This is a genomic window from Lysobacter sp. HA35, assembly GCF_054061195.1.
Map to the genome: position 1 here is coordinate 766,128 of NZ_JBSSDY010000001.1, position 25,471 is coordinate 791,598.

General features: G+C 65.5%; 18 protein-coding genes, 1 tRNA gene and 1 pseudogene. 18 read left to right on the forward strand and 2 right to left on the reverse strand.

Annotation, left to right across the window (positions count from 1 at the left end; translation table 11 throughout):
- The first annotated feature begins 5 nt into the window (after nucleotides 1-5).
- From nuoF to pnp, 17 genes and pseudogenes are all read left to right on the forward strand, one after another.
- Nucleotides 6-1,373: an NADH-quinone oxidoreductase subunit NuoF gene (gene nuoF / locus ACVWZN_RS03975; protein WP_456952705.1), complete on the forward strand. Its 1,368-nt coding sequence runs from the start codon at nucleotides 6-8 to the stop codon at nucleotides 1,371-1,373.
- Nucleotides 1,370-3,601 carry an NADH-quinone oxidoreductase subunit NuoG gene (gene nuoG, locus ACVWZN_RS03980; protein ID WP_456952706.1) on the forward strand — a complete coding sequence of 744 codons (2,232 nt, stop codon included), beginning with the start codon at nucleotides 1,370-1,372 and terminating at the stop codon, nucleotides 3,599-3,601. The genes nuoF and nuoG overlap by 4 nt, the downstream gene beginning before the upstream one ends.
- 3 nt (nucleotides 3,602-3,604) lie before the next feature.
- On the forward strand, nucleotides 3,605-4,666 hold the full coding sequence (gene nuoH, locus ACVWZN_RS03985) for an NADH-quinone oxidoreductase subunit NuoH (protein ID WP_456952707.1): 1,062 nt from the start codon (nucleotides 3,605-3,607) through the stop codon (nucleotides 4,664-4,666).
- A gap of 16 nt (nucleotides 4,667-4,682) precedes the next feature.
- Entirely contained in the window at nucleotides 4,683-5,171 is a 489-nt protein-coding gene (gene nuoI / locus ACVWZN_RS03990) for an NADH-quinone oxidoreductase subunit NuoI (protein WP_027082986.1), read from the forward strand.
- Between the two features lie 7 nt (nucleotides 5,172-5,178).
- On the forward strand, nucleotides 5,179-5,817 hold the full coding sequence (locus ACVWZN_RS03995) for an NADH-quinone oxidoreductase subunit J (protein WP_027082987.1): 639 nt from the start codon (nucleotides 5,179-5,181) through the stop codon (nucleotides 5,815-5,817).
- Nucleotides 5,814-6,137: an NADH-quinone oxidoreductase subunit NuoK gene (gene nuoK, locus ACVWZN_RS04000; protein ID WP_036141954.1), complete on the forward strand. Its 324-nt coding sequence runs from the start codon at nucleotides 5,814-5,816 to the stop codon at nucleotides 6,135-6,137. Before ACVWZN_RS03995 ends, nuoK begins: the two co-directional genes overlap by 4 nt.
- A gap of 13 nt (nucleotides 6,138-6,150) precedes the next feature.
- Nucleotides 6,151-8,301 (forward strand): NADH-quinone oxidoreductase subunit L, encoded by a 2,151-nt coding sequence (gene nuoL, locus ACVWZN_RS04005; RefSeq protein ID WP_456954706.1) that lies wholly within the window; start codon nucleotides 6,151-6,153, stop codon nucleotides 8,299-8,301.
- Between the two features lie 27 nt (nucleotides 8,302-8,328).
- Entirely contained in the window at nucleotides 8,329-9,843 is a 1,515-nt protein-coding gene (locus ACVWZN_RS04010) for an NADH-quinone oxidoreductase subunit M (protein ID WP_456954707.1), read from the forward strand.
- Between the two features lie 10 nt (nucleotides 9,844-9,853).
- Nucleotides 9,854-11,308: an NADH-quinone oxidoreductase subunit NuoN gene (gene nuoN, locus ACVWZN_RS04015; protein ID WP_456954708.1), complete on the forward strand. Its 1,455-nt coding sequence runs from the start codon at nucleotides 9,854-9,856 to the stop codon at nucleotides 11,306-11,308.
- 79 nt (nucleotides 11,309-11,387) lie between these two features.
- Nucleotides 11,388-11,464: transfer RNA gene (locus ACVWZN_RS04020), tRNA-Met, on the forward strand.
- 153 nt (nucleotides 11,465-11,617) lie between these two features.
- The gene (gene rimP / locus ACVWZN_RS04025; protein WP_456952708.1) at nucleotides 11,618-12,223 is read left to right on the forward strand and encodes a ribosome maturation factor RimP; all 606 of its coding nucleotides are present in this window, start codon (nucleotides 11,618-11,620) and stop codon (nucleotides 12,221-12,223) included.
- Nucleotides 12,224-12,228: 5 nt separating this feature from the next.
- Nucleotides 12,229-13,740, forward strand: coding sequence for a transcription termination factor NusA (gene nusA / locus ACVWZN_RS04030; RefSeq protein ID WP_027082993.1), 1,512 nt, complete (start codon nucleotides 12,229-12,231; stop codon nucleotides 13,738-13,740).
- Nucleotides 13,741-13,865: 125 nt separating this feature from the next.
- Entirely contained in the window at nucleotides 13,866-16,454 is a 2,589-nt protein-coding gene (gene infB, locus ACVWZN_RS04035; RefSeq protein WP_456952709.1) for a translation initiation factor IF-2, read from the forward strand.
- Between the two features lie 3 nt (nucleotides 16,455-16,457).
- Nucleotides 16,458-16,853, forward strand: coding sequence for a 30S ribosome-binding factor RbfA (rbfA, locus tag ACVWZN_RS04040; RefSeq protein WP_456952710.1), 396 nt, complete (start codon nucleotides 16,458-16,460; stop codon nucleotides 16,851-16,853).
- 9 nt (nucleotides 16,854-16,862) lie between these two features.
- Nucleotides 16,863-17,846, forward strand: a complete 984-nt coding sequence (gene truB / locus ACVWZN_RS04045) for a tRNA pseudouridine(55) synthase TruB (protein ID WP_456952711.1) — start codon at nucleotides 16,863-16,865, stop codon at nucleotides 17,844-17,846.
- Between the two features lie 163 nt (nucleotides 17,847-18,009).
- Complete coding sequence (rpsO, locus tag ACVWZN_RS04050) at nucleotides 18,010-18,270, forward strand: 30S ribosomal protein S15 (RefSeq protein ID WP_027082997.1); 261 nt, start codon at nucleotides 18,010-18,012, stop codon at nucleotides 18,268-18,270.
- 114 nt (nucleotides 18,271-18,384) lie between these two features.
- Nucleotides 18,385-20,494 (forward strand): annotated as a pseudogene (gene pnp / locus ACVWZN_RS04055) (polyribonucleotide nucleotidyltransferase).
- An 874-nt stretch (nucleotides 20,495-21,368) separates the two neighbouring features.
- Here pnp and ACVWZN_RS04060 read toward each other — a convergent pair.
- Nucleotides 21,369-22,829, reverse strand: a complete 1,461-nt coding sequence (locus ACVWZN_RS04060; RefSeq protein WP_456952712.1) for a DUF1501 domain-containing protein — start codon at nucleotides 22,827-22,829, stop codon at nucleotides 21,369-21,371.
- A 10-nt stretch (nucleotides 22,830-22,839) separates the two neighbouring features.
- The gene (locus ACVWZN_RS04065; protein WP_456952713.1) at nucleotides 22,840-24,633 is read right to left on the reverse strand and encodes a DUF1800 domain-containing protein; all 1,794 of its coding nucleotides are present in this window, start codon (nucleotides 24,631-24,633) and stop codon (nucleotides 22,840-22,842) included.
- Between the two features lie 182 nt (nucleotides 24,634-24,815).
- Here ACVWZN_RS04065 and ACVWZN_RS04070 point away from each other — a divergent pair, with 182 nt between their 5' ends.
- Nucleotides 24,816-25,430: a CDP-alcohol phosphatidyltransferase family protein gene (locus ACVWZN_RS04070; protein ID WP_456952714.1), complete on the forward strand. Its 615-nt coding sequence runs from the start codon at nucleotides 24,816-24,818 to the stop codon at nucleotides 25,428-25,430.
- Nucleotides 25,431-25,471: the final 41 nt, after the last annotated feature.

Genomic DNA, 25,471 nt, shown 5'->3' on the forward strand with positions numbered 1-25,471 from the left:
GCGCGATGGCGCATTCGCACCACGACTATTCCAAGGGCTACGGCCCGGTCGGCCCGGCGCCGCAGGAGCACAACGTCGTCTACACGACGTTGCACTTCGACACGCCGTGGTCGTACGACAACTATCTGAAGACCGGCGGCTACAGCGCCTGGCGCAAGATCCTCACCGAGAAGATCGAGCCGGCTGCAGTGATCGACATGGTCAAGCAGTCGGGCCTTCGCGGCCGCGGCGGCGCGGGCTTCCCGACCGGTCTGAAGTGGTCCTTCATGCCGAAGGGCGCCGGGCAGAAGTACATCCTCTGCAATTCCGACGAGTCCGAACCGGGCACGGCGAAGGATCGCGACATCCTGCGCTACAACCCGCATTCGGTCGTCGAAGGCATGGCGATCGCCTGCTACGCGACCGGTTCGACGGCGGCGTACAACTACCTGCGTGGCGAGTTCCATCACGAGCCGTTCGAGCACTTCGAGCAGGCGCTGAAGGAAGCGTACGAGAACGGCTGGCTGGGCAAGAACGTGCTGGGCAGCGGCATCGACGTGGACATCTACGGCGCGCTCGGCGCCGGTGCCTACATCTGCGGCGAAGAAACGGCGCTGATGGAATCCCTTGAAGGCAAGAAGGGCCAGCCGCGCTACAAGCCGCCGTTCCCGGCGAACTTCGGCCTGTACGGCAAGCCGACGACGATCAACAACACCGAAACCTACGCCTCCGTGCCGGCGATCATCCGCAACGGCGCGGAGTGGTTCGCTGGTCTTGGCAAGCCGAACAACGGCGGCCCGAAGGTGTTCTCGGTATCAGGCCATGTCGCCAACCCGGGCAATTTCGAGATCCGCCTCGGCACGCCGTTCTCGGAACTGCTGCAGATGGCCGGCGGCGTTCGCGGCGGTCGCAAGCTGAAGGGCGTCATCCCCGGCGGCTCCTCGATGCCGATTCTGCCCGGCGACACGATGATGTCGCTGACGATGGACTACGACTCGATCCAGAAGGCCGGTTCCGGCCTCGGCTCGGGCGCGGTCATTGTGATGGACGACACGACATGCATGGTCCGCGCATGCCAGCGCATCGCTCGCTTCTACTTCAAGGAGTCGTGCGGCCAGTGCACGCCGTGCCGCGAAGGCACCGGCTGGATGTACCGCATGCTGACGCGCATCGTGAACGGCGAAGCGACGCTCGACGACCTGCAGATGCTGCGCGCCGCCGCTGGCCAGATCGAAGGCCACACCATCTGCGCGTTCGGCGAAGCCGCTGCGTGGCCGGTGCAGGGCTTCCTGCGCCACTACTGGCATGAATTCGAATACGCGATCGTCAACAAGCGCTTCCTCGTCGACGACGAAGCCGCGGGCACGGTCGTGCAACAGGTGGCCGCCGCATGAGTGCGCAACCCGTCAATCCGAACCTTCCACCGGACCACGTCACCGTCTTCATCGACGGCGTCGAGATGGCCGCGCCCAAGGGTTCGATGATCATCCATGCCGCGGACAGGGCCGGTATTCCGATTCCGCGTTTCTGCTACCACGACAAGCTCAGCGTCGCGGCGAACTGCCGCATGTGCCTGGTCGAAGTCGAGAAGATGCCGAAGCCGGCGCCGGCCTGCGCCACGCCGGTGATGGACGGCATGAAGGTCGTCACGCGTAGCGAGAAGGCTCTCAAGAGCCAGCGCAACGTGATGGAGTTCCTGCTCATCAACCATCCGCTCGACTGCCCGATCTGCGATCAGGGCGGCGAATGCGAGCTGCAGGATCTGTCGATGGGCTACGGCCGATCGATCTCGCGCTTCTCCGAGCGTAAGCGCACGGTGCCCGACGAGGACATCGGTCCGCTGGTCGCGACCGAAATGACTCGCTGCATCCAGTGCACGCGCTGCGTCCGCTTCACCGCGGAAGTGGCGGGCACGTACGAACTGGGTGGCATGTATCGCGGCGAGAACCTGCAGATCGGTACGTACGACGGCAAGCCGTTGACGACGGAACTGTCGGGCAACGTGATCGACGTCTGTCCGGTTGGGGCGCTGACCAACAAGGTGTTCCAGTTCAAGGCGCGCCCGTGGGAACTCATGGCGCGTGAGTCGCTCGGTTATCACGACGCGCTTGGCAGCAACCTGTTCCTGCACGTGCGTCGCGGCGAAGTGCTGCGCACCGTTCCGCGTGACAACGACGCGGTCAACGAGTGCTGGCTGTCCGACCGTGACCGTTACTCGCACCAGGGCCTGTACGCCGCGGATCGCGCGACGCGTCCGATGGTCAAGGACGCCGGCGAGTGGCGCGAAGTGTCGTGGGAGCAGGCGCTCGCACGTGCGGCGCAGATCCTGCGCGACAACGGCGCCGACAAGCTCGGCGTGCTCGTACATCCGTCGACCTCGAATGAGGAGGGCGCGCTGCTCGCACGCCTCGCCGATGCGCTCGGCTCGGGCAACATCGATCACCGCCTTGCGCAGGTCGACCTGTCCGACGCCGCCATCGCCGAACCATTCGCGATGCCGGTGGCCGATATCGACACCGCATCGACCATCGTCATCGTTGGCTCGAACATCCGTCACGAACTTCCGCTGGTCCATGCGCGCATCCGTCGCGCTTGGACGCATGGCGCGAAGGTGTTCGTCGTCAATCCGGTCGATTTCGATTTCACGTTCGAGATCGCCGGCAAGCAGATCGTCGCGCCGGCGCGAATCGCGGATGCGCTGGGCGATGCTTCGCTGCGTGATGCGCTGTCCGGTGCGACGTCGGCCGCGGTCATCGTCGGTTCGATCGCCGAGAACGGCCCGCACGCCGCGCGCATCCGCGCCGCTGCGCGCCAGCTCGCCGAGTCGACGGGTGCCAAGCTCTGCCGCGTGCCGCAGGGTGCGAATTCGGTCGGTCTTGCGCGTCACGGCGTGCTGCCGACGTCGCGCGACACGCAGGCGATGCTGGCGGACGCTCGCTCGGCCTATGTCCTGTACGGCATCGAGCCGGGCCTCGACTTCGCGGACACTGCACGCGCGATGTCGGCACTCAACGGTGCGCAGGTCGTCGCGTTCAGCCAGTTCGCCTGCGAGTCGACGCGTGCGGTCGCGGACGTGATCCTGCCGATCGGCGCACTACCGGAAATCGACGCGACGCTGACCAACCTCGAAGGTCGCGAGCAGATCGCAGTTGCCGGCGGCAAGCTGCCGGATCAGGCGCGCCCGGGTTGGCGCGTGCTGCGCGCGCTGGCGACGGAGCTTGCGGTTCCGGGTTTCGAATTCGTCGACTTCGCCGGTGCTCGCGCGTCGATTGCGCCGCGCAACGTGCAGGTCGCCGCCGGCCGTGCGCCTGATGCAGGGCAGGGCGGTCTCGAACTCGCCGTGAGTCCGGCGATCTATCGCGTCGACGCGGTGGTTCGTCGCGCACCCGCGCTGCAGTCGCATCCGCTCAACCATGCGCCGCGTGCGTACGTGAACCCGCAGGATGCGCAGTCGCTCGGTCTCGAACACGGTTCCGTCGGTCGCTTCGCGGTCGCTGCGGGCTCGGCCAAGTTGCCGGTCGAAGTCAGTGCAAAGGTGGCGGTCGGCACCGTGCATATTGAAGGCGGTCACGGCGCGACGTCGCCGCTCGGCACCGCACGCGTCGACGCCGGGAGGGCCTGATAGATGGTGCATGAGGCCATTGATTCGATGCACGGCTGGTTGGACGGTTTCGGCGTCACCGGTCAGCTCGTCTGGATCGTCCTGAAGGTCCTTGCGATCACCATGCCGGTGATCATCTCGGTCGCGTTCTACGTGGTCTGGGAGCGCAAGCTCATTGGCTGGATGCACGTGCGCCACGGACCCATGTACGTGGGCATGGGCGTGCTGCAGGCGTTCGCCGACGTCTTCAAGCTGCTGTTCAAGGAAGTCATCCAGCCCGTGCGCGCCGACAAGGTGCTGTACGTGCTCGCACCGCTGATCGGCCTCGCGCCGGCGTTCGCTGCATGGGCCGTGGTGCCGTTCGATACGAAGGTCGTGCTGGCCGACGTCAATGCGGGCCTGCTCTATCTGCTCGCGATGACCTCGCTCGGCGTGTACGGCATCATCCTCGCCGGCTGGGCGTCGAACTCGAAGTACGCGTTCCTCGGCGCCATGCGCTCCGCCGCGCAGGTGGTCTCGTACGAGATCGCGATGGGCTTCGCGCTTGTCGGCGTGCTGATCGGCGCGGGCAGCCTCAACCTGTCGGAAATCGTGCGCGCGCAGGCCGGCAATGCCGGCATGTTCGAGTGGTTCATGTGGCCGCTGTTCCCGCTGTTCGTCGTCTACTTCATCTCGGGCGTGGCGGAAACCAACCGCGCACCGTTCGACGTGGTGGAAGGCGAGTCGGAAATCGTCGCCGGGCACATGGTCGAGTATTCGGGTTCGCAGTTCGCGCTGTTCTTCTTGGCCGAATACGCGAACATGATCCTCGTCAGCTTCCTGACGTCGCTGTTCTTCCTCGGCGGCTGGCTGAGCCCGTTCCAGGGCCTCGGCATTCCGCTGCTGTCGGTGGACGGCTGGTGGTGGCTGCTGCTGAAGGTCGCGTTCTTCGCGAGTGCCTTCATCTGGTTCCGCGCCTCGTTCCCGCGTTACCGCTACGACCAGATCATGCGTCTCGGCTGGAAGGTATTCATTCCGATCACGATCGCGTGGATCTGCGTCACCGCCCTGATGGCCTATTACGGCGTCTTCGTGCCCTACAAGTGACGGACGCCCGGACCCCATGAAGCGCATTACGTCCTACTTCAAAAGCCTGCTGCTCATCGAGCTGATGCAGGGCCTGTGGCTGACGGCGTCGTACCTGTTCAAGCCGAAGTACACGGTCATGTATCCGATGGAGAAGATGCCGCAGTCGCATCGTTTCCGCGGCATCCATGCGCTGCGCCGTTACCCGAACGGCGAGGAGCGCTGCATCGCGTGCAAGCTGTGCGAGGCGGTGTGCCCGGCGCTGGCGATCACGATCGACTCGGAGAAGCGCGAGGACGGCACCCGCCGCACGACGCGCTACGACATCGACCTGTTCAAGTGCATCTACTGCGGCTTCTGCGAAGAGTCGTGCCCGGTGGACTCGATCGTCGAGACCCACATCCTCGAGTACCACTTCGACACGCGCGGCCAGAACGTCGTGACGAAGCCGCAGCTGCTCGCGATCGGTGACCGGCTTGAAGCCGAGCTCGCCGAGCGTCGCCAGCTCGACGCCCGTTTCCGCTGAGGCCGCCATGGACTTTGCGCAGATCGCCTTCCTTCTGTTCGCCGCCACGGCCGTCATCGCCGCGGGCGCGGTCATCACCCTGCGCAACCCGGTGCATGCCGTGCTGTGCCTGGTGCTGACGTTCTTCTCCGTCGCCTGCACCTGGATCGTCGCCGGCGCCGAGTTCCTCGGCATCGCGCTGATCCTCGTCTACGTTGGCGCGGTGATGGTGCTTTTCATGTTCGTCGTGATGATGCTGGACATCGACGTCGCGCCATTGCGCAAGCATTTCGTGCGCTTCCTGCCGATCGGCCTGATCGTCTCGATCGTCATGCTGGTCGAGATCGTCACGCTGATCGGCGTCCGCGCGCAGATGGCCGCCGGCTTGCCTGCGAACGCCGCGGCCGGCACGGACGTGCCGAACACCGTGTGGCTCGCGCGCACGCTGTTTACGGACTTCCTGCTGCCGTTCGAAGTCGCAGCCGTCATCCTGACCATCGCGGTCGTCGCGGCAGTGATGCTGACGCTGCGCCATCGCGGCGGGGTTCGCCAGCAGGATCCGTCGTGGCAGTCGAGCATTCGCGCGGCCGATCGCGTGCGTCTCGTGCGCATGGATGCAGTGCGTCCGGCGAAGGCGCCCGTTCCGCCCACCGGAGGTGACGCATGATCCTGACGGCGCACGGCATCACGCTGGGCCATTACCTCGCGCTCGGCGCAGTGCTGTTCTGCATCGCGGTCGCGGGTATCTTCCTCAACCGCCGCAACATCATCGTCCTGCTCATGTCGATCGAGCTGATGCTGCTGTCGGTCAATGTCAATTTCGTCGGGTTTTCCCGGCAACTCGGCGACGCGTCGGGTCAGGTGTTCGTGTTCTTCATCCTGACCGTCGCAGCGGCCGAGGCCGCCATCGGCCTGGCGATCCTCGTCACGCTGTTCCGCAATCGGCGAACGATCAACGTCGCCGAAATCGATTCGCTGAAGGGTTGATCCGATGCCCGGTGTGGAACACGTCATTTCCAAGTCCGTCCTCGTCGCGATCGTCCTCGCGCCGCTGATCGGCTCGATCCTCGCGGGCCTGTTCGGCCGCAAGATCGGCCGCGCCGGCGCGCACTGGGTCACGATCCTCGGCGTCGCGACGAGCTGCGTCCTGTCGATGAGCGTGCTGTGGACGCTGGTCGGGCAGGGCGCCGCGCCGTTCAACGAAAATCTCTACACCTGGTTCGACATCGGCGGGCTGCAGGCGCACGTCGGTTTCATGATCGACCGCCTCACCGCGATGATGATGGTGGTGGTCACCTTCGTGTCGCTGCTCGTGCACATCTACACGATCGGCTACATGGAAGAAGACCCGGGCTACCAGCGGTTCTTCAGCTACATCTCGCTGTTCACCTTCTCGATGCTCATGCTGGTCATGAGCAACAACTTCCTGCAGCTGTTCTTCGGCTGGGAAGCGGTCGGCCTCGTGTCGTACCTGCTGATCGGCTTCTGGTTCAAGAAGCCCACCGCGGTGTTCGCGAACCTCAAGGCGTTCCTCGTCAACCGCGTGGGCGACTTCGGCTTCCTGCTGGGTATCGCGCTGCTGCTGTACGCGTTCGGTTCGCTGGACTACGGCACCGTGTTCGCGCGCGCGCCGGTGATGACCGGTCACCTGCTGGGCGACATGTTCAACCATCCGGCGGCGACGAGCGGAATGTGGTCCTGGTCCGTGATGACCGTGGCCTGCGTCTGCCTCTTCATCGGCGCGATGGGCAAGTCCGCACAGGTGCCGCTGCACGTCTGGCTGCCGGACTCGATGGAAGGCCCGACGCCGATCTCCGCGCTGATCCATGCCGCGACGATGGTCACGGCCGGCATCTTCATGGTGGCGCGCATGTCGCCGTTGTTCGAGATGAGCCAGACGGCGCTGAACTTCGTGCTGTTCATCGGTGCGACGACGGCGTTCTTCACCGGTCTGATCGGCATGGTGCAGTACGACATCAAGCGCGTCGTCGCGTATTCGACGTTGTCGCAGCTCGGCTACATGACCGTCGCGCTCGGCGCGTCGGCGTACTCCGCGGCCGTGTTCCACCTGATGACGCATGCCTTCTTCAAGGCGCTCCTGTTCCTCGCGGCCGGCAGCGTGATCATCGGCATGCACCACGAGCAGGACATGCGGAAGATGGGCGGCCTGCGCAAGTACATGCCGATCACCTACTGGACGAGCCTGATCGGCACGCTCGCGCTGGTCGCGACGCCGTTCTTCAGCGGCTTCTACTCGAAGGACATGATCATCGAGGCGGCCAAGTTCGCCGCGGAACACCGCGACGGCTGGATCGCGAAGTACGCGTACTGGTGCGTGCTGCTCGGTGCGTTCGTCACCTCTTTCTACAGCTTCCGCCTGCTGTACATGACCTTCCACGGCCGCGAGCGTTTCCGCGACGTCGTTCCGTCCGACACGCACCACAACGTGGATGCGCATGCCGAGGGTTCGCAGACGCTGCACGAGCCGCTGCACGACGACGGCCATGGTCACCACGACGACCACGGGCATCATGGCGTGCACGAGCCGCATGAGTCGCCGTGGGTGGTGACGCTGCCGCTGGTGCTGCTCGCCATTCCGTCGATGCTGATCGGTTTCTTCACCGCGGGCCCGATGCTGTTCGGCACCGACTGGACCGGGCACACGAAGCAGTGGCCGTTCTTCCTCGGCGCGATCGACCTGCAGGCCGCGCGCGACACCATGGCGAAGATCGGCGAGGAGGACTGGCACGGTCCTGCGCAGCTCGCACTACATGGTTTCATGGCGCCTGCGTTCTGGCTGACATTCGCCGGTTTCGCGCTCGCCACCGTCATGTACTGGTGGAAGCCCGAACTCGCGGACCGCGCGCGTCGCATGTTCGCGTGGCCGGTGCGCGTGCTCGAGAACAAGTACGGTTTCGACAATCTGTGGATTGACGGCTTCGCGGGTGGCGGTATCGGCCTCGGTCGCGCTTCGCGGATGTTCGATTCGATCGTGATCGATGGCGTCGCCGTGAATGGCAGCGCCCGCCTGGTCGACGTGGTCGCGCGCCTCTCGCGCCGTCTGCAGTCCGGCTATCTCTACCACTACGCGTTCGCGATGATCGTCGGCCTGATTCTGCTGTTGGCCTTCCTCATGCGCGGCTGGCATTGACGAGGGAATGACGTGAGCCCCGAGCCCTTGAACGGGACCTTTCCCTTGCTGAGCCTCCTCATCTGGCTGCCGATCCTCGCCGGTGTGATCACGCTCGCCTTCGGCAACGAACGCCCGAACGCCGCGCGCTGGTTCGCCGTCGCGAGTTCGATCGTCGTGCTGGCGCTGACGATTCCTCTGTTCACCGGGTTCGACTTCTCGAACCCCGGCATGCAGTTCGAGGAAGCGCGCATCTGGATCGCCTCCTACGACATCCAGTACCACGTCGGCACTGACGGCATCTCCGCTGCGCTGATCGCGCTGACCACGTTCACCTCGGTCCTCGTGCTCATCGGTGCGTGGGGATCGGTGGATGCGCGCGTCAGCCAGTACTACGCCGCGTTCCTGATCCTCGAAGGCCTGATGATCGGCGTCTTCGCGGCGCTGGATTCGATGCTGTTCTATGTCTTCTTCGAAGGCATGCTCATCCCGATGTTCCTGATCATCGGCGTCTGGGGCGGCCCGCGCCGCATCTACGCGTCGATCAAGTTCTTCCTCTACACGTTCCTCGGCTCGCTGTTCATGCTGGTCGGGCTGATCTACCTGTACCTGAAGGGCGGCAGCTGGCAGCTCGCCGACATGTACGCGCTGCCGCTGACGATGAAGGAGCAGACCTGGCTGTTCTTCGCCTTCTTCATCGCGTTCGCGGTGAAGGTGCCGATGTTCCCGGTGCACACGTGGTTGCCGGACGCGCACGTCGAGGCGCCGACCGCAGGCTCCGTCGTGCTGGCCGCGATCATGCTGAAGATCGGCGGTTACGGCTTCCTGCGCTTCGCTCTGCCGATCGTCCCCGACGCGAGCTGGTATTGGGCGTGGCTTCCGCTGACGCTGAGCATCATCGCGGTCGTCTACGTCGGCCTCGTCGCCCTCGTACAGGACGACATGAAGAAGCTGATCGCGTATTCGTCGATCTCGCACATGGGCTTCGTCACCATCGGTACGTTCATCGCGCTGAGTCTCGTGCGCGAGATGGGCAACGCGACCGGCGCGGAACTGGGCCTGCAGGGCGCGATGGTGCAGATGATCAGCCACGGCTTCGTGTCGGGCGCGATGTTCAGCTGCGTCGGCGTGCTCTACGACCGCATGCACAGCCGCATGATTCGCGACTACGGCGGCGTCGCGAACGTCATGCCGTGGTTCGCCGCCTTCATGGTGCTGTTCGCGATGGCGAACTCGGGCCTGCCCGGCACGTCGGGTTTCGTCGGCGAGTTCATGGTCATCATCGCGAGCTTCCAGAAGAATCCGCTGCTGGCGTTCGGCGCTGCGTTCACGCTGATCATCGGCGCCGCCTACACGCTGTGGCTGGTCAAGCGCGTCGTCTGGGGTGAGGTCGCCAACGAGAACGTCGCGGCGCTCACCGACATCAACAAGCGCGAGGGCTTCGTGCTCGGCGCGTTCGCCGTCGGCGTGCTGCTGCTGGGCTTGTGGCCCAAGCCGCTCACCGACCTGATGCAGCCTTCGATCGCGCAGCTCGCCAAGCAGATCGAGTCGTCCAAGCTGTAATGCCGACGGAATACCGCCGCCCATGATCGCCCCGATGCCCACCGCCGCCGACCTGATGCCGCTCCTTCCGGAGATGGTGCTGGTGGGTGCCGCCTTTGTCCTGCTGATGCTGGACCTGTTCCTCGACGAGGGCCGCCGGATCGTCACGCATGCGGGCGCGATCGTTGCGCTCGTTGCGGTGGCCATCATGGTCGCGACGGGGGTCGGTGGTGACGCAACGACGCTTGGCGGCATGTTCGTGCGCGACACCGCGGCAGACGTGCTGAAGGTCGCGGTGCTGGTCGTCTCCGCGCTCTCGATGCTCTACATGTGGCCGTTCCTGCGCGCGCGTGAGTTGTATCGCGGCGAAGTGGCGGTGCTGGTGCTGTTCGCGACCGTCGGCATGATGCTGCTCGTGTCCGCCGGCAGCCTGGTGATGATCTACCTCGGCCTGGAAATGCTGGCGCTGTGCTCGTACGCGCTGGTCGCCATCGATCGCGACAGCGCGCTCGCGTCCGAGTCGGCAATCAAGTACTTCGTGCTCGGCTCGCTCGCGTCGGGCCTGCTGCTGTACGGCATGTCGCTCGTGTACGGCGCGACCGGCTCGCTGGACCTGACGCGCATCGCGTCGGTGGTCGCGAGCGGGGAGGGCGGCACGATGCTGGTGACAGGCGTCGTCTTCATGCTCGCGGGCGTGTCGTTCAAGTTCGGCGGCGCGCCGTTCCACATGTGGCTGCCCGACGTCTACACCGGTGCGCCGACGCCGATCACGCAATTCATCGGCTCGGCGCCGAAGCTCGCGTCCTTCGGCATGGCGTATCGCCTGTTCGAAGTCGGCGCGGGTGGCCTCGATGAAAAGTGGCGTCTGCTGTTCGCGGTCATCGCCGTCGCGTCGCTCGCGATCGGCAACCTCGGCGCGATGGTGCAGAGCAATCTGAAGCGCATGCTCGCGTACTCGACGGTGTCGCATGTCGGCTTCCTCTTCATGGGCATCGCCGGCGGCGGTTCGCAGGGTTTTGCGGCTGCAATGTTCTATGCGATCAGCTACGCGCTGATGGCCGTTGCCGCGTTCGGCATGATCGTGGTGATGTCGGCGCGTGGTTTCGAGGCCGATCAGATCGACGACTACAAGGGCCTGAACGCGCGTCATCCGATGCTCGCCGGCATGGTGCTTTGCGTAATGGCTTCGCTGGCCGGCCTGCCGCCGTTCCTCGGCTTCTGGGCGAAGCTCGCGGTGCTGCGCGCGGCGCTCGACGGCGGAATGATGTGGCTCGCCATCGTTGGCGTCGTGTTCGCGGTAGTCGGCGCGTTCTACTACCTGCGCGTCGTCAAGGCGATGTACTTCGATGACGCGGACAGTCACACGCAGCCCGTGGTCGCGAGCCGCCCGCTGCGCATCGTGTTCGCGGTGAACGCACTCGGACTTCTGGCGCTCGGCTTCGCGTGGAGCCCGGTCATGGCGTGGTGCCAGCGCGCATTCGCCTGACCATTCGCCGAACGCGGCGTCATTGACCGCAATTCAGGCTTGCGCGAATCCGGCGTCACCCATACAATTGTCGGCCTGATGCGGGGTGGAGCAGTCTGGCAGCTCGTCGGGCTCATAACCCGAAGGTCGCAGGTTCAAATCCTGCCCCCGCTACCAGCTTCGGGTTCTTCAATGTTTCGAAGAGCCGTTGCTTGGGCTCGACGGTCGCGGCTCCACGCGATCGACCGACATCCAGCAGTACCGGACAAGGGGCCCAATGGGCCCCTTGTTGTTTTCGGACGCGGCGCATGCCGCCCGGGAGTTGAGCGAATGGCGGACAAAGCCACACAGATCACCGCTCTTTTGACGCCGACCGTCGACGCCCTCGGGCTCGAGCTGGTCGGTGTCGAGTACCTGCCTGCACCGGGCAGCGCAGTGCTTCGCCTGTACATCGATGTGACGCAGGACGCCGCGGCCGAAGGCCGCATGGTCACGATCGAGGATTGCGAAAGCGTCAGCCGCGAAGTGTCGGCGCAGCTCGACGTCGAAGATCCGATCACGGTGCATTACACGCTCGAAGTGTCGTCACCCGGCGTCGATCGCCCGCTGTTCACCGCTGCGCAGTTCGCGCGGTTCGCTGGCGAGGAAGCGAAGGTCACGCTGAAGCTTCCGCAGGACGGTCGTCGTCGCCTGCAGGGCCGCATCGTCGGCGTCGAAGGCGACACCGTGCGCATGGATATCGAAGGCCTCGGCGGCCAGCGGCTCGACATCGACGTCGCCATCGGCAACGTCGAGAAGGCACGCATCGTGCCGGACTGGGTCGCGCTCGGCCTCGCGCCGCAGAAGGAAAAGGGTCGTGGCGGCAAGGCCGCCAAGGCGCCGAAGAAGAACACCCAACCTAAGCCGGCGGATTCGAATCCGTCCGAGGCGGAGTAATCGAGATGAGCAAGGAACTTCTGATGGTCGTGGATGCGGTCGCCAACGAAAAGGGCGTCCCGCGCGACGTCATTTTCGATGCGATCGAAGCCGCGCTCGCGTCGGCTGCGAAGAAGCGCTACCACGACGAGGACGTGCTCGTGCGCGTCACCATCGATCGCAAGGACGGCAGCTACGAGACCTTCCGCCGCATGGAAGTCGTCGCCGACGACGTGGTGATGGAATCGCCGGATCGCCAGATCCGCATGATGGACGCGATCGACGAAGTCGAAGGCGTGGAAGTCGGCGACTTCATCGAAGAGCAGATCGAGAACCCGGACTTCGGCCGCATTGCCGCGCAGGCTGCCAAGCAGGTCATCGTGCAGAAGGTGCGCGAGGCCGAGCGCCAGCAGGTCATCGACGCGTGGAAGGATCGCGTCGGCGAGCTGGTGACGGGCATCGTCAAGCGCGTGGAGCGCGGCAACATCTACGTCGACCTCGGCGGCAACGCCGAAGCGATCATCCCGAAGGACAAGGGCATCCCGCGCGACGTGCTGCGTACCGGCGACCGCGTTCGCGGCTTTCTGTACGACGTGCGCCCGGAGCCGCGTGGCCCGCAGATTTTCATCAGCCGCGCCGCGCCCGAATTCATGATGGAGCTGTTCAAGCTCGAAGTGCCGGAAGTCGGCCAGGGCCTGGTCACGATCCGCGCCTGCGCGCGTGATCCGGGCGACCGCGCGAAGATCGCGGTGCTCGCGCACGACAACCGCACCGATCCGATCGGGGCCTGCATCGGCATGCGCGGTTCGCGCGTGCAGGCCGTGAGCAACGAGCTCAACGGCGAGCGCGTCGACATCATCCTGTGGTCGGACAATCCGGCGCAGTTCGTCATCAATGCGATGGCGCCGGCCGAAGTGCAGTCGATCGTCGTCGACGAGGACAAGCACTCGATGGACCTCGCGGTCGCTGAAGAGCGCCTCGCGCAGGCGATCGGCAAGGGTGGCCAGAACGTGCGCCTTGCCAGCCGCCTGACCGGCTGGCAGCTCAACGTCATGACCGCCGACCAGGTGCAGGCCAAGAGCGAGGCCGAACAGGCCGCGTCGCGCCAGCTGTTCGTCGACAAGCTCGAAGTCGACGAGGAAATCGCCGGCATTCTGGTGTCGGAAGGCTTCAACACGGTCGAGGAAATCGCCTACGTGCCGGTCGGCGAACTGCTGGCGATCGAAGGCTTCGACGAGGACATCGTCGAAGAGCTGCGCTCGCGTGCCCGCGACTCGCTGCTCAACGACGCGCTGGCCGAGGAAGAGTCGCTGGAAGGCCAGATGCCGGCCGACGACCTGCTGGCGCTCGAGGGCATGGACGAGGCGACCGCGCATGCGCTGGCCGCCAACGGCATCCGCACCAGCGAGGACCTGTCGGACCTCGGCGCGGACGAGGTGGTGGAGTTCGGCATCGAGGGTCTCGACGAGGCCCGCGCGGCCGCTCTGATCCTCGCTGCACGCGCCGAAGAAATCGCACGACTCGAGCGCGGCGAGTAAGCCGCGCCATCGGGCCGCTGCCGCAGGGCGGACGGCGGCCCGGGTGACGGGGGCGGACCACCCACCCGCGCTAGAATTCAATGGATAGCCCGGCCTCGGCCGCGCAACGAGAACACGGAAACCGAATGTCGCAGCAAACCACGATTCGCAAGCTCGCCGAACTGGTCAATACGCCGGTCGAGAAGCTGTTGGAGCAGCTGGCGGAAGCCGGCATGAGCTTCAGCGGCCCCGATCAGGTCGTGACCAGCATGGAGAAGGTGAAGCTGCTCGGCTTCCTGAAGCGTGCGCACGGCAAGAGCGATGCGGCGGCCGCCGAGGTCGACGCGCCCAAGAAGATCACGCTCAACCGCAGCCGCAAGCAGGAAATCACTGTCGGCGGTGGCAAAGCCAAGCAGACGGTCGACGTCGTCGTCCGCAAGAAGGTGACGCTGGTGCGCGACGCCAACTCGCCTGGCGGCGGCCCGACCGACGAGCGCGCCGAGATCCTGCGCAAGCTCGAGGAGTCGCGCCAGCGCAACCTCGACGAGCAGCAGCGCCTGGCCGAGTCCGACCGTCGCCGCGCCGAGGAAATCGAGCGCGCGCGTCAGGAAACCGAAGCGGCCGCCCGCGCGCGCCTCGAAGCCGAGCGCGCAACCGCCGCTGCCGCCGAGGGTGAAGCGGAAGTCCGCCGCCCCGCCGCGGCTGCCGGCCATGCGCACGGCCGCCCCGCGCCGCGCGCTGCCGAACCCGCACGTGCCCCGGCGCACGACCCGAAGCACAAGACCCGCGGCTCGCACGCGATGGTTGCGGGCGTCGAGGACGACGACCGCGCCAGCCGCTTCGCCGGCCAGATGCACCTCAGCGCCTCCGAGCGCGCCCGTCGTGGCGCCGCCCGTGGCAAGCCGAAGACGCAGCAGCGCCGCCAGCCGGACCAGAGCCGCACGGGTTCGGGCTTCCAGCGCCCGACCGCGCCGGTGCGCCGCGAAGTCGCCATCGGCGACACGGTGACCGTCGCCGAGCTCGCGCAGAAGCTCGCGCTCAAGGGCGGTGACGTCGTCAAGGCGCTCTTCAAGATGGGCGTGATGGCGACCATCAACCAGACCGTCGACCACGACACCGCGGTGCTGGTGACCGAGGAACTGGGCCACACCGCGGTCCGCGCGTCCGAGAACTCGGCCGAGGAGCTGCTGATCGCGCACGTCGAGGATGTGCAGGGCGACAAGACCCCGCGTCCGCCCGTCGTCACGATCATGGGTCACGTCGACCACGGCAAGACCTCGCTGCTCGACTACATCCGTCGCACGAAGGTCGCGTCGGGCGAAGCGGGTGGCATCACGCAGCACATCGGCGCGTACCACGTCGAAACGGCGAAGGGCGTCATCAGCTTCCTCGACACCCCGGGCCACGCCGCGTTCTCCGCGATGCGTGCCCGCGGCGCCAAGCTGACCGACATCGTGGTGCTGGTCGTCGCTGCGGATGACGGCGTCATGCCGCAGACGATCGAAGCGGTGCAGCACGCGAAGGCGGCTGGCGTGCCGGTGGTGGTCGCGGTCAACAAGATCGACAAGTCCGACGCCGACCCGAGTCGCGTCAAGAACGAACTGCTCGCGTACGACCTCGTGGCCGAGGAGTTCGGTGGTGACGTGCAGATGGTCGAGCTGTCCGCGAAAACCGGGCAGGGCATCGACGATCTGCTCGATGCGATCTCGCTGCAGGCCGAAGTCCTCGAGCTGCGCGCGGTGCCGACCGGTCGTGCGACCGGTGTCGTCATCGAGTCGTCGCTCGACAAGGGCCGCGGCCCGGTCGCGACGCTGCTCGTGCAGTCGGGCCAGTTGCAGAAGGGCGATTACGTGGTCTGCGGCGTGCAGTACGGCCGCGTGCGTGCGCTGTTCGACGAGACCGGCCAACAGGTGCAGTCGGCGGGTCCGTCGATTCCGGTGCAGGTCCTCGGTCTCTCCGGCGTGCCGGATGCGGGCGACGACCTCGTCGTCGTCGATGACGAGCGCCTGGCTAAGGACGTCGCGCAGCAGCGTGACACCAAGCGTCGCGAGCATCGCCTTGTCGCGCAGCCCGGCAACCGCATGGAAGACATCCTTGCGCAGATGGGCGAGGGCGCCGGCCAGCTCAACCTCAACCTCGTCGTCAAGGCGGATGTGCAGGGCTCCGTGCAAGCACTGCGCGATGCGCTGACCGGCCTGTCGAACGACCAGATCCGCATCAACGTGATCGGTTCGGGCGTCGGTGGCATCACCGAATCCGATGCGCAGCTCGCGGCGACGTCGAAGGCCACGGTCATCGGCTTCAACGTCCGTGCCGATGCGTCGGCGCGCAAGGTCATCGAGAACCAGGGCGTCGACCTGCGCTACTTCTCGATCATCTACGACGTCATCGACCAGGTGAAGCAGATCGCGTCGGGCGTGCTCGGCGTCGAGATCCGCGAAGAGATCATCGGTACGGCCGAGGTTCGCGACGTGTTCCGCTCCTCGAAGTTCGGTGCGGTGGCGGGTTCCATGGTCATCGAAGGCGTCATCCGTCGCGGCAAGCCGATTCGCGTGCTTCGCCAGGAAACGGTCATCTTCGAAGGCGAGCTGGAATCGCTGCGCCGCTTCAAGGAGAACGTCGACGAAGTGCGTAACGGCACCGAGTGCGGCATCGGCGTCAAGGCGTACAACGACGTCAAGCCGGGCGACAAGATCGAGTGCTTCGAGCGCATCGAAGTGCAGCGCACGCTGTAATCCATGCCTTCCAAGAGCTTCCATCGAACCGATCGCGTTTCCGCCCAGCTCCGTCGTGAGCTGGGCACGCTCGTGCACGAGGCCGTGCGCGAGCTGGGGCTGCCGTCCGTCAGCGTTTCCGACGTCGAAATCACCCGCGACATGGCGCACGCCAAGGTCTTCGTCACCGCGCTGCAGCCCGAGCGTGCGGACGAAGCGCTGAAGGGCCTGAAAGAGGCCGGCAAGCAGATCCGTTACGAACTCGGCCGTGCGATGAAGCTTCGCCACGTGCCGGAACTGCATTTCCATTACGACGCCTCGTTCGACCGCGGCGAGCGCATCGAGCAGTTGCTGCAGGCGAATCCGCGCATCGACGACACGTCGGGCACCGACGACGCTGCGTCCTCGCCCGACGCCTGAGCAACGCGCGTGAGTCGCAAGACGCGATTCCGTCGTCTCGACGGCATCCTGCTGCTCGACAAGCCATCGGGCATGAGCTCGAACGAGGCGCTGCAGCGCGTCCGCCATCTCTTCCGCGCCGAAAAGGCCGGGCATACCGGTAGCCTCGATCCGCTGGCGACCGGGCTGCTGCCTGTGTGCTTCGGCGAGGCGACGAAGATCGCGGGCCTATTGCTCGGCGCGCACAAGGCGTACGAGACGGTCGCTCGACTCGGCGCTACCACCGATACGGACGATGCAGACGGCGTCGTGCTGCGCGAGCGGCCGGTACCGTCGCTCGATGACGACGCGATCCGATCTGCGATGTCGTCGTTCGAAGGCCGAATCCGCCAGCGTGCGCCGATCTATTCGGCGCTGAAGCAAGGTGGCGAGCCGCTCTATGCCAAGGCGCGACGCGGCGAGATCGTCGAAGCACCGGAGCGCGAAGTCGACGTCGCGTCCTTCCGCCTCATGCATCGTGAAGGCAACGATCTGACGGTATCGGTCGAATGCGGGTCGGGCACCTACGTACGCAGTCTTGTGCGCGATCTCGGCGAGCTCCTCGGCTGCGGCGCGCATGTCACGTCGCTGCGGCGACTGTGGGTCGACCCGTTCCGCGCGCCGCGGATGTCGACGCTCGAGGCGTTGCAGGCGCTCGCAGCGGACGACGAAGCGGCAATCGACGGCTGCCTGATGTCGATCGAGGAAGCGGTCGCGCATCGCGCGCAGGTCGCCCTCGACGCCGATGAAACCCGCCGGTTCGGGTATGGGCAGTCCATCGACTTGCCGCAAGCGGCCGTCGCACAACTGCCAGCCGTGCAGAGTCCGGTGGAATCGAGCGCTGCCGCGCATGGCGACGCCGGTTTGCTTGTCGTAACCGGGCCCGACGGTCGCGTCATCGGCTTGGCGAATGTCCAAGACGGCCGCCTGCGTCCCCAGCGGCTTTTCAGTTGGGCGTCGACGTCCGCCGCTTAGCGGTCGATCGATGTTTCGCCTTGTTGGGGTCGAGCCCCGCGGCTACAATACGCGCGCCCTTTCGGGCACCCCTTTATTTCACCCGGCGGACCATGCGGTGCGTCGGCTCGGAAAATTTCCGTCGCCGATTGCCTCTGCGGGTCCCGCGTCTCAAGGAAAACTGATGTCCATCGACACCTCCAAGGTTATTGGCGAGCACGCCCGCGGCACCAACGACACGGGCTCGCCGGAAGTGCAGGTCGCTCTGCTCACCGCGCGCATCGAGCAGCTCACCGGCCACTTCAAGATCCACAAGCAGGATCACCACAGCCGTCGTGGCCTGCTGCAGATGGTCAACCGCCGTCGCAGCCTGCTCGACTATCTGAAGCGCAAAGACAACGAGCGCTACAAGGCCCTGATCGAGAAGCTCGGTCTGCGCCGCTAAAGAAACACCGACCGCGGCGCAGTGATGCGCCGCGGTTCGTTTTTGGGTAACGAAAAGCAGTACGGCTGGGGCAGGGGCTCCGGACGAACCAAAGCGATACAAGGGAATAACAACGTGGCGAAAATTACCAAGACCTTCCAGTACGGCGCCCACCAGGTCACGCTGGAGACCGGCGAAATTGCCCGCCAGGCGGGCGGCGCGGTCCTCGTGAAGATGGACGACACCGTGGTGCTCGTTTCGGCCGTCGCGGCCAAGACGGCACGGGAAGGCCAGGACTTCTTCCCGCTCACCGTCGACTACCAGGAGCGTTTCTACGCCGGTGGTCGCATTCCGGGTGGCTTCTTCAAGCGCGAAGGCCGGCAGACGGAGAAGGAGACGCTGATCTCGCGCCTCATCGACCGTCCGATCCGCCCGCTCTTCCCGGAAGAGTTCAAGAACGAAGTCCAGATCATCGCAACCGTGGTTTCGATGAACCCGGAAGTCGACGGTGACATCCCGGCGCTGCTTGGCGCGTCCGCCGCAATGGCGCTCACCGGTGCCCCATTCCAGGGCCCGATCGGCGCTGCGAAGGTCGGCTACATCGACGGCCAGTACGTGCTGAACCCGACCGCCGCGCAGCTGAAGGAATCGGCGCTGGAACTCGTCGTCGCCGGTACGAAGGACGCCGTGCTGATGGTCGAATCGGAAGCCGACGTGCTGTCCGAAGATGTGATGCTCGGCGCCGTGATGTTCGGTCACCAGGCGTCGCAGATCGCGATCAACGCGATCAACGAACTCGTCGCCGAAGCCGGCACGCAGTCGTGGAACTGGGAAGCGCCCGCGAAGAACGAGTCGATGATCGACGCGCTGCGTAACGCCGTCGGCGATCGCCTGAGCGCCGCGTACCAGATCGTCAACAAGGCCGAGCGCCGCACGTCGATCCAGACGCTGAAGAAGGCGGCGATGGAAGTGCTGCAGCCGCACGTCGAGTCGAACGGCTGGAACACCGCCGACGTCTCGAAGGAATTCGGCGAGCAGGAATACCAGACGATGCGCAACTCGGTGCTTCGCACTCGCAAGCGTATCGATGGCCGCGACCTGACGACGGTCCGCCCGATCACCTCGCGCGTCGGCGTGCTTCCGCGTACGCACGGCTCGTCGCTGTTCACGCGTGGCGAGACGCAGGCGCTCGTGGTCGCGACGCTCGGTACCGCGCGCGACGGCCAGATCATCGATGCCGTCTCGGGCGAGTACAAGGAACACTTCCTGTTCCACTACAACTTCCCTCCGTACTCGGTGGGCGAGACCGGCCGCATGATGGGCCCGAAGCGTCGCGAGATCGGCCACGGCCGTCTTGCCAAGCGCGGCATTCTCGCCGTCATGCCGACGATGGAAGAGTTCCCGTACACCATCCGCGTCGTGTCGGAAATCACCGAGTCGAACGGTTCGTCGTCGATGGCGTCGGTCTGCGGTTCGTCGCTGGCGCTGATGGACGCCGGCGTGCCGATCAAGGCGCCGGTCGCGGGTATCGCGATGGGCCTGATCAAGGAAGGCAATGACTTCGCCGTGCTGTCCGACATCCTGGGTGACGAAGATCACCTCGGCGACATGGACTTCAAGGTCGCCGGGTACGTCGGAAGGCATCACCGCCCTGCAGATGGACATCAAGATCCAGGGCATCACCGAAGAGATCATGCGCATCGCGCTCGACCAGGCCAAGCAGGGTCGCCTGCACATCCTCGGCGAGATGGCGAGCGCGCTGACCACGCCGCGCACCGAGCTGTCCGAGTACGCGCCGCGCCTGCTCACGATGAAGATCCACCCGGACAAGATCCGCGAAGTCATCGGCAAGGGTGGCGCGACCATCCAGTCGATCACCAAGGAAACCGGTACGCAGATCGACATCCAGGACGACGGCACGATCGTCATCGCCTCGGTCAACGCCGCTGCCGCGCAGGCCGCGAAGGCGCGCATCGACCAGATCGTCTCGGACGTCGAGCCGGGCCGCATCTACGAAGGCAAGGTCGCGAAGATCATGGACTTCGGTGCGTTCGTCACGATCCTGCCGGGCAAGGACGGCCTGGTGCACGTGTCGCAGATCTCCAACGAGCGCGTCGAGAAGGTGTCCGACAAGCTCAAGGAAGGCGACGTGGTAAAGGTCAAGGTGCTGGAAGTCGACAAGCAGGGCCGTATTCGCCTCTCGATGAAGGCTGTCGAGGAAGGCGAGGGCGTCGCGGCGGAGTAATCGCGGCGGTCATTGCTGGAATTGGAGGAAGCGGGCTTCGGCCCGCTTTTTCTTTGTGTGGTGTTTCGACGTTTCTACGTTTGCGGTTCGCGCGTGCCGGGAAGAGCAAGGGCGTTTCGTCCGCTGAAGCGGCCGAGTCACTTTTCTTTGCTCGTGCAAAGAAAAGTAACCAAAAGAAAGCACTTTTCCCCGACGGATCTACAGCTCGCGATCGGGCCGCCTTATCGAGATCGCCACACTCGCCATCCTGGCTCGGGTGGCGACGGCGCGCGTCCTGCGCGCCGCCCCGTCGGGGTCTTCACGAATTGGGCGGCTGTTGATGTGAAGTGGAAGCGCGCACGCATCTCACGCGACGGCTCGGCACTCGAGAGCCCACATTGGCGTTCGGCGCCTGGGCGTGACATCGCGAAGTCGCGTTTACACGCAGTCCTTGTCGAGAGCACTGCGCCGATGACGTCGCGCGTTCAGTGGTTGCGTTTAGATCGATTGCCCCGCGGAACAACTGAAGACTCGGCCAGCACCAAAGCTGCTAGCTGCAACGCGTTAGTACTACTGGCCGCAATACGGCGACGCGCAAGCGAGCGCACGTGCGCGTTCGCGTCGCGACTCAAATCGTGGGACCCGAAGGGCGGCGGCCATGGAGGGCCGCCGTCCGCACCCGAGCCAGGATGGCGAGTGTGCGGATCGTGCGGAACTACGAGCTGCGCGCTGTAGATCTGATCGGGGAAGGTGCTTTCTTTTGGTTATCTTTTCTTTGCACCAGCAAAGAAAAGTAACTCGGGCGCGTCAGCGCACGAAACGCTTCTAACGCGGTGCCGCGACGAAATAGATCAGTCGACCAGACGCACCCTGCGGCCAAACGACAGGCGCGCGATCAGAACATCCGCCGCAACACCTGATCCCGCACCGCCCCACCGCGTGCCCGCAGACCCTGCTCGATCGCAACATCCTGCTCGCTCTGCACCGGCGCATCGACCGCGCTCGCCGACGAACTCGCCATCATCGGTGCGATCGCAGCCGCCACGTCGGCACCCTGCATGATGCCGAGCGGTGTGTAACCGCTGTAGCCCGGAAAGATCGTCGACAGGTTGTTGTTGCCCATGCGGCGAATCAGGATCTCCGAGACGACGCGTCGATAGTCGGTTGTGACCGGAAGGTCGCCATTCGCCGCTGCGATCACGGTGTCGGTAAGCCCCGGCCACTGTCCGTAGAAGCGGCGTCCATTCACCGCGCCGCCCATCACGAGCATCAGATTGCCGTAGCCATGGTCAGTGCCGCCCGCGGCGTTCTGCCGCATGCGTCGACCGAATTCGGACATCACGATCGTGGTGACTCGTGGCGCATTGCCGTTCGCTTCAAGCTCGACCTGGAACGCCGACAACGCCTGCGAGAGCTCGGCGATCTTGTTCTGGTAGTAGTGATAGCCCGAACCCGCCGTGCCTTGTGCGTCGTGCGTGTCCCAGCCGCCGAGGTCGACGGCGGCATAGCGCAGGCCGACGCCGAACCTGATCGACTGCGCGACGGTCCACAGCTCGTTGCCGATCTGCGTGCTCGGCCACGTCGACGGCAGCGCGCCGTACGGCTGCGCCGCGACCACGCGCAGTGCTTGCTCGGCGAGCGCGCCATTCGATTCAATCGACGTCTGCCCGCCCCACAACTGCTTGAGGGTTTCCTGCATGCCGACGAGGCCAGCCGGCGAATCCGAGCGGGTCTTCATCCACGCCCATGCGCCGAGGTTGAGCTGGAAGTCCGACGGACTGTCCATCGTGATCGCGCGCGTCGTGCCGTTGAGCGATACCGGCTCGCGCGGCATGCAGGCCAGCGCGGCCATGCTGGAGGCTGCGATATTCGGCTGCGTCGCGATGGCGCGCGCCATCCAGCCCGTGTTGAGCCCGCGCGCGACGCCCTGTTCGATCGCCATCTGCGCATCGAAGTGGCTGCGCGATGCCGACGTCATCAAGCCCGCGGCATGCACCACGGCGACGCGCCCGGCATTCCACAGATCGCGCAGGCCCGTCGCCGACGGATGCAGACCGAAGCTGCTCGCGGTTCCGTCGCTGTACGTCAGCGGCAATGCGCCGTACGTGCCGCTGGCGGCGATGTTGAGGTTCGGTCGAACGGTCTCGTAGTACGCGCGGTCGCTGCTGCCGAGCGGTACAACGAAGTTGAGGCCGTCCATCGCGCCGCGCAGGAACAGCATGACGACGACATCGCCGTCGCCACTCGCCGCGCGTGCGTCGTTACCGAACATGAGCCGCGGGCCCGCCGCGGCCGTTGCAGCGGTCGCGCAGACGCCCTTGAGGAACTGGCGACGGGTGAATCGTGGCGTATGCATGGCGTCGCCCTCAGCGGCTCAGGAATTCGGGCGAGAGCAGGATCATCGACACCGTGCTCTTGAGCCGCGACTGGTTGTAGTGCTTCTTGAAGTCGCTGCCGGACCAGACTTCGTTGTCGGCGATCACGTATGTCGCCGGGTCGCCGTTCTGCGCGAGGAATTTCGTCAGCACGTTGCGACGAGTGGCATCGGGCGTGTAGCCGAGCAGGCGGCCGCACCAGTAGTCGACGAGGTTGTTCGCGGTCCACGAACCGGCGGCGACGTTCGCGCGGGTTTCCTGCAGCACCGGCAGCAACGAAAAACCGCCGTCGGTGGTGTCGGTCAACCAGTCGAGCATTCGCCACGTCTGGCCGTAGCTGTTCGAGCCTGACCACGGCGCGGTAATGTCGGGATACCCGTTCGGCGCGGGCCAGCCGAACGGCGTATGGCCGGTGAAGCCGAAGCGCCAGACGAATTCGTCGCTGCGTTCGCCGGTGGTCGCGAGCGTCCAATCCGAACCGCCGGCACGCATTGCAGCGACGATCGCGGTGAACGGCTTGCGCGTCTTGTTGCCCCACGCGTTGTACATCTCGGTGGAGTTGAGGATGTGGCGCAGAACCTTCGTCAGCTGGTCGGGGGCCTGCCAGTTGTCGCGGAACACCTGCGCGGCGCTCCAGATCAGCGACTGCGACGGCGTGTCGCTGATGAAGCGACGAATGATCTTCGCGCAGATGTGGCGGGCGACCGCCGGATGCGAGGCGAGGCGATCCAGCACGTCGCGACCGTCCTTCATGTCCGGCTGCTCGGGAAAGAGCTGCTTGCCGAGGATGGTCTTCGGGTTGGTGTCGTGCCACGCGGCGCGATAGACGAAGCCGCCGTCGTTCTCGTTCGGGAACTGCCAATTGCCGTCGCGCAGCGTCCAACCGGTAAATGCGGCGGCGACTTCGTAGACGTCGATGTCGGTGTAGCCGGCGGGGTAGCTCGAATCGGCTGGGTCGCGCGGGATCGTCGCCGGGTCCTGGAAGCCGTAGTAGTTCTCGCTGCCGAGCGTGTGCAGCTCCATCAGCTCGCGCGCCCAGTTCTCGTTCTGGCCGGCCTTGGTATTCGAGTAGTTGTCGAGGAAGTAGAGCATCGACGGGCTCTTGGCCACGTCCTCGAGCATGGTGCGGAAATTGCCGAACGCGTTCTTGCGGATGACATCGCGATCGAAATGCGGAAACACCGGCCCGGCGGAATAGTCGTAGCCGAACACGCTGAAGTGGTCGTGCCAGAAGTCGACGGTCATCTCGAACAGCTGGCGCCGCGAGTACGTCGCACGCACGAACGCGGCGCGCTGCATTTCGAGCGCGGGCAGCATGCGGACTTCCCACGCCGGGTTCGGCACGACGTGGTCGGCCCAAAGCTGCGCGAGTGGCTTGCCGAGCGTGACGTAGCCGCCGCGCGAGAGACGTGCGGCGACGGCGCTGTCGTCGATCGATGTGTAGTCGAGCTGCCAGTCGACCCAGTTCGCGAGGCGCTGCGGGTCGGTCGATCCCAGCCCCTGGAATTCGGCGAGCGATGTCTTGGTCGGGCCGAAGCTCAGGTTGCGCAGCATGCGCACTGCGAACGGTGCGCGGGCGAGGGTGAGCACCTCGGCGGGCAATGCGGCACCGGCGCCGACTTCGGGCGCAACGCTGCGCACGAAGGGCTGGCTGCGGATGCGCAGGCCGTCGCCGTACTTCTGGGCGAGGGAGTAGACCGGGGCCGGGGCGCGGCGCGTGACCGTCCAGAACCCACCACGGCGGGCGACGCGGGCGGCCCGCATCGCATACATCGAACGCTTCATATCCTTCCCCTGGATCCCCCTCCAGTAGGAAGCACTATAGAAATCAACAGCTTGCCGAACCGGGTACGCCGTCACGGCTACGTGTCAAAAATTTGGCGACCGCCGGTTGGAAATGTGAAGCAGCAGTGTTGCGTGCGTCACACTCGGTTTGGCACGCTGCCACGAAACCGCCGGATGCCCCGATGAAACGCCACTTCTCGATGATCCGCGACTTCCAGCTCGCGGACTGGTTCACCCTCGGCAACGCGTTCTGCGGCTCGGGCGCGGTCTTCGCGGCCATGCGTTTCCTGCAGGACGGCGTGGTGCGCGACCTGCTGTTCGGCATGGCGCTCATCCCGCTCGCGTTCGTGTTCGATGCGCTCGATGGGCGCGTCGCGCGCTGGCGTCAGTCGGCATCGACGCTGGGTCGCGAACTCGATTCGCTCGCCGACGTGATCTCGTTCGGCGTCGCGCCCGCCGCGCTGGCCTATGCCTGCGGCCTTCAGGGCGGCTGGGACTGGGTCGTGCTCAGCTACTTCGTCTGCTGCGGCGTCAGCCGCCTCGCGCGCTACAACGTCACCGCCGAGCAGCTCTCGGGTGGCGGCGACAAGGTGAAGTACTTCGAAGGCACGCCGATTCCCACCAGCCTGCTGCTCGTCATCGTGCTGGCGATCGCTGCGATGCGTGGCGCGCTTGGGTCCAGCACATGGGGCGGCGTCGTGCAGCTCGGGCCGTGGCAGCTGCACCCGCTGGTGCTGATGTTCGCGCTGTCCGGCTCGCTGATGATCAGCAAGACCGTGCATATCCCGAAACCGTAACCGGGCCGTACGACGCGTTCGTTATCATCGACGCTCGATCG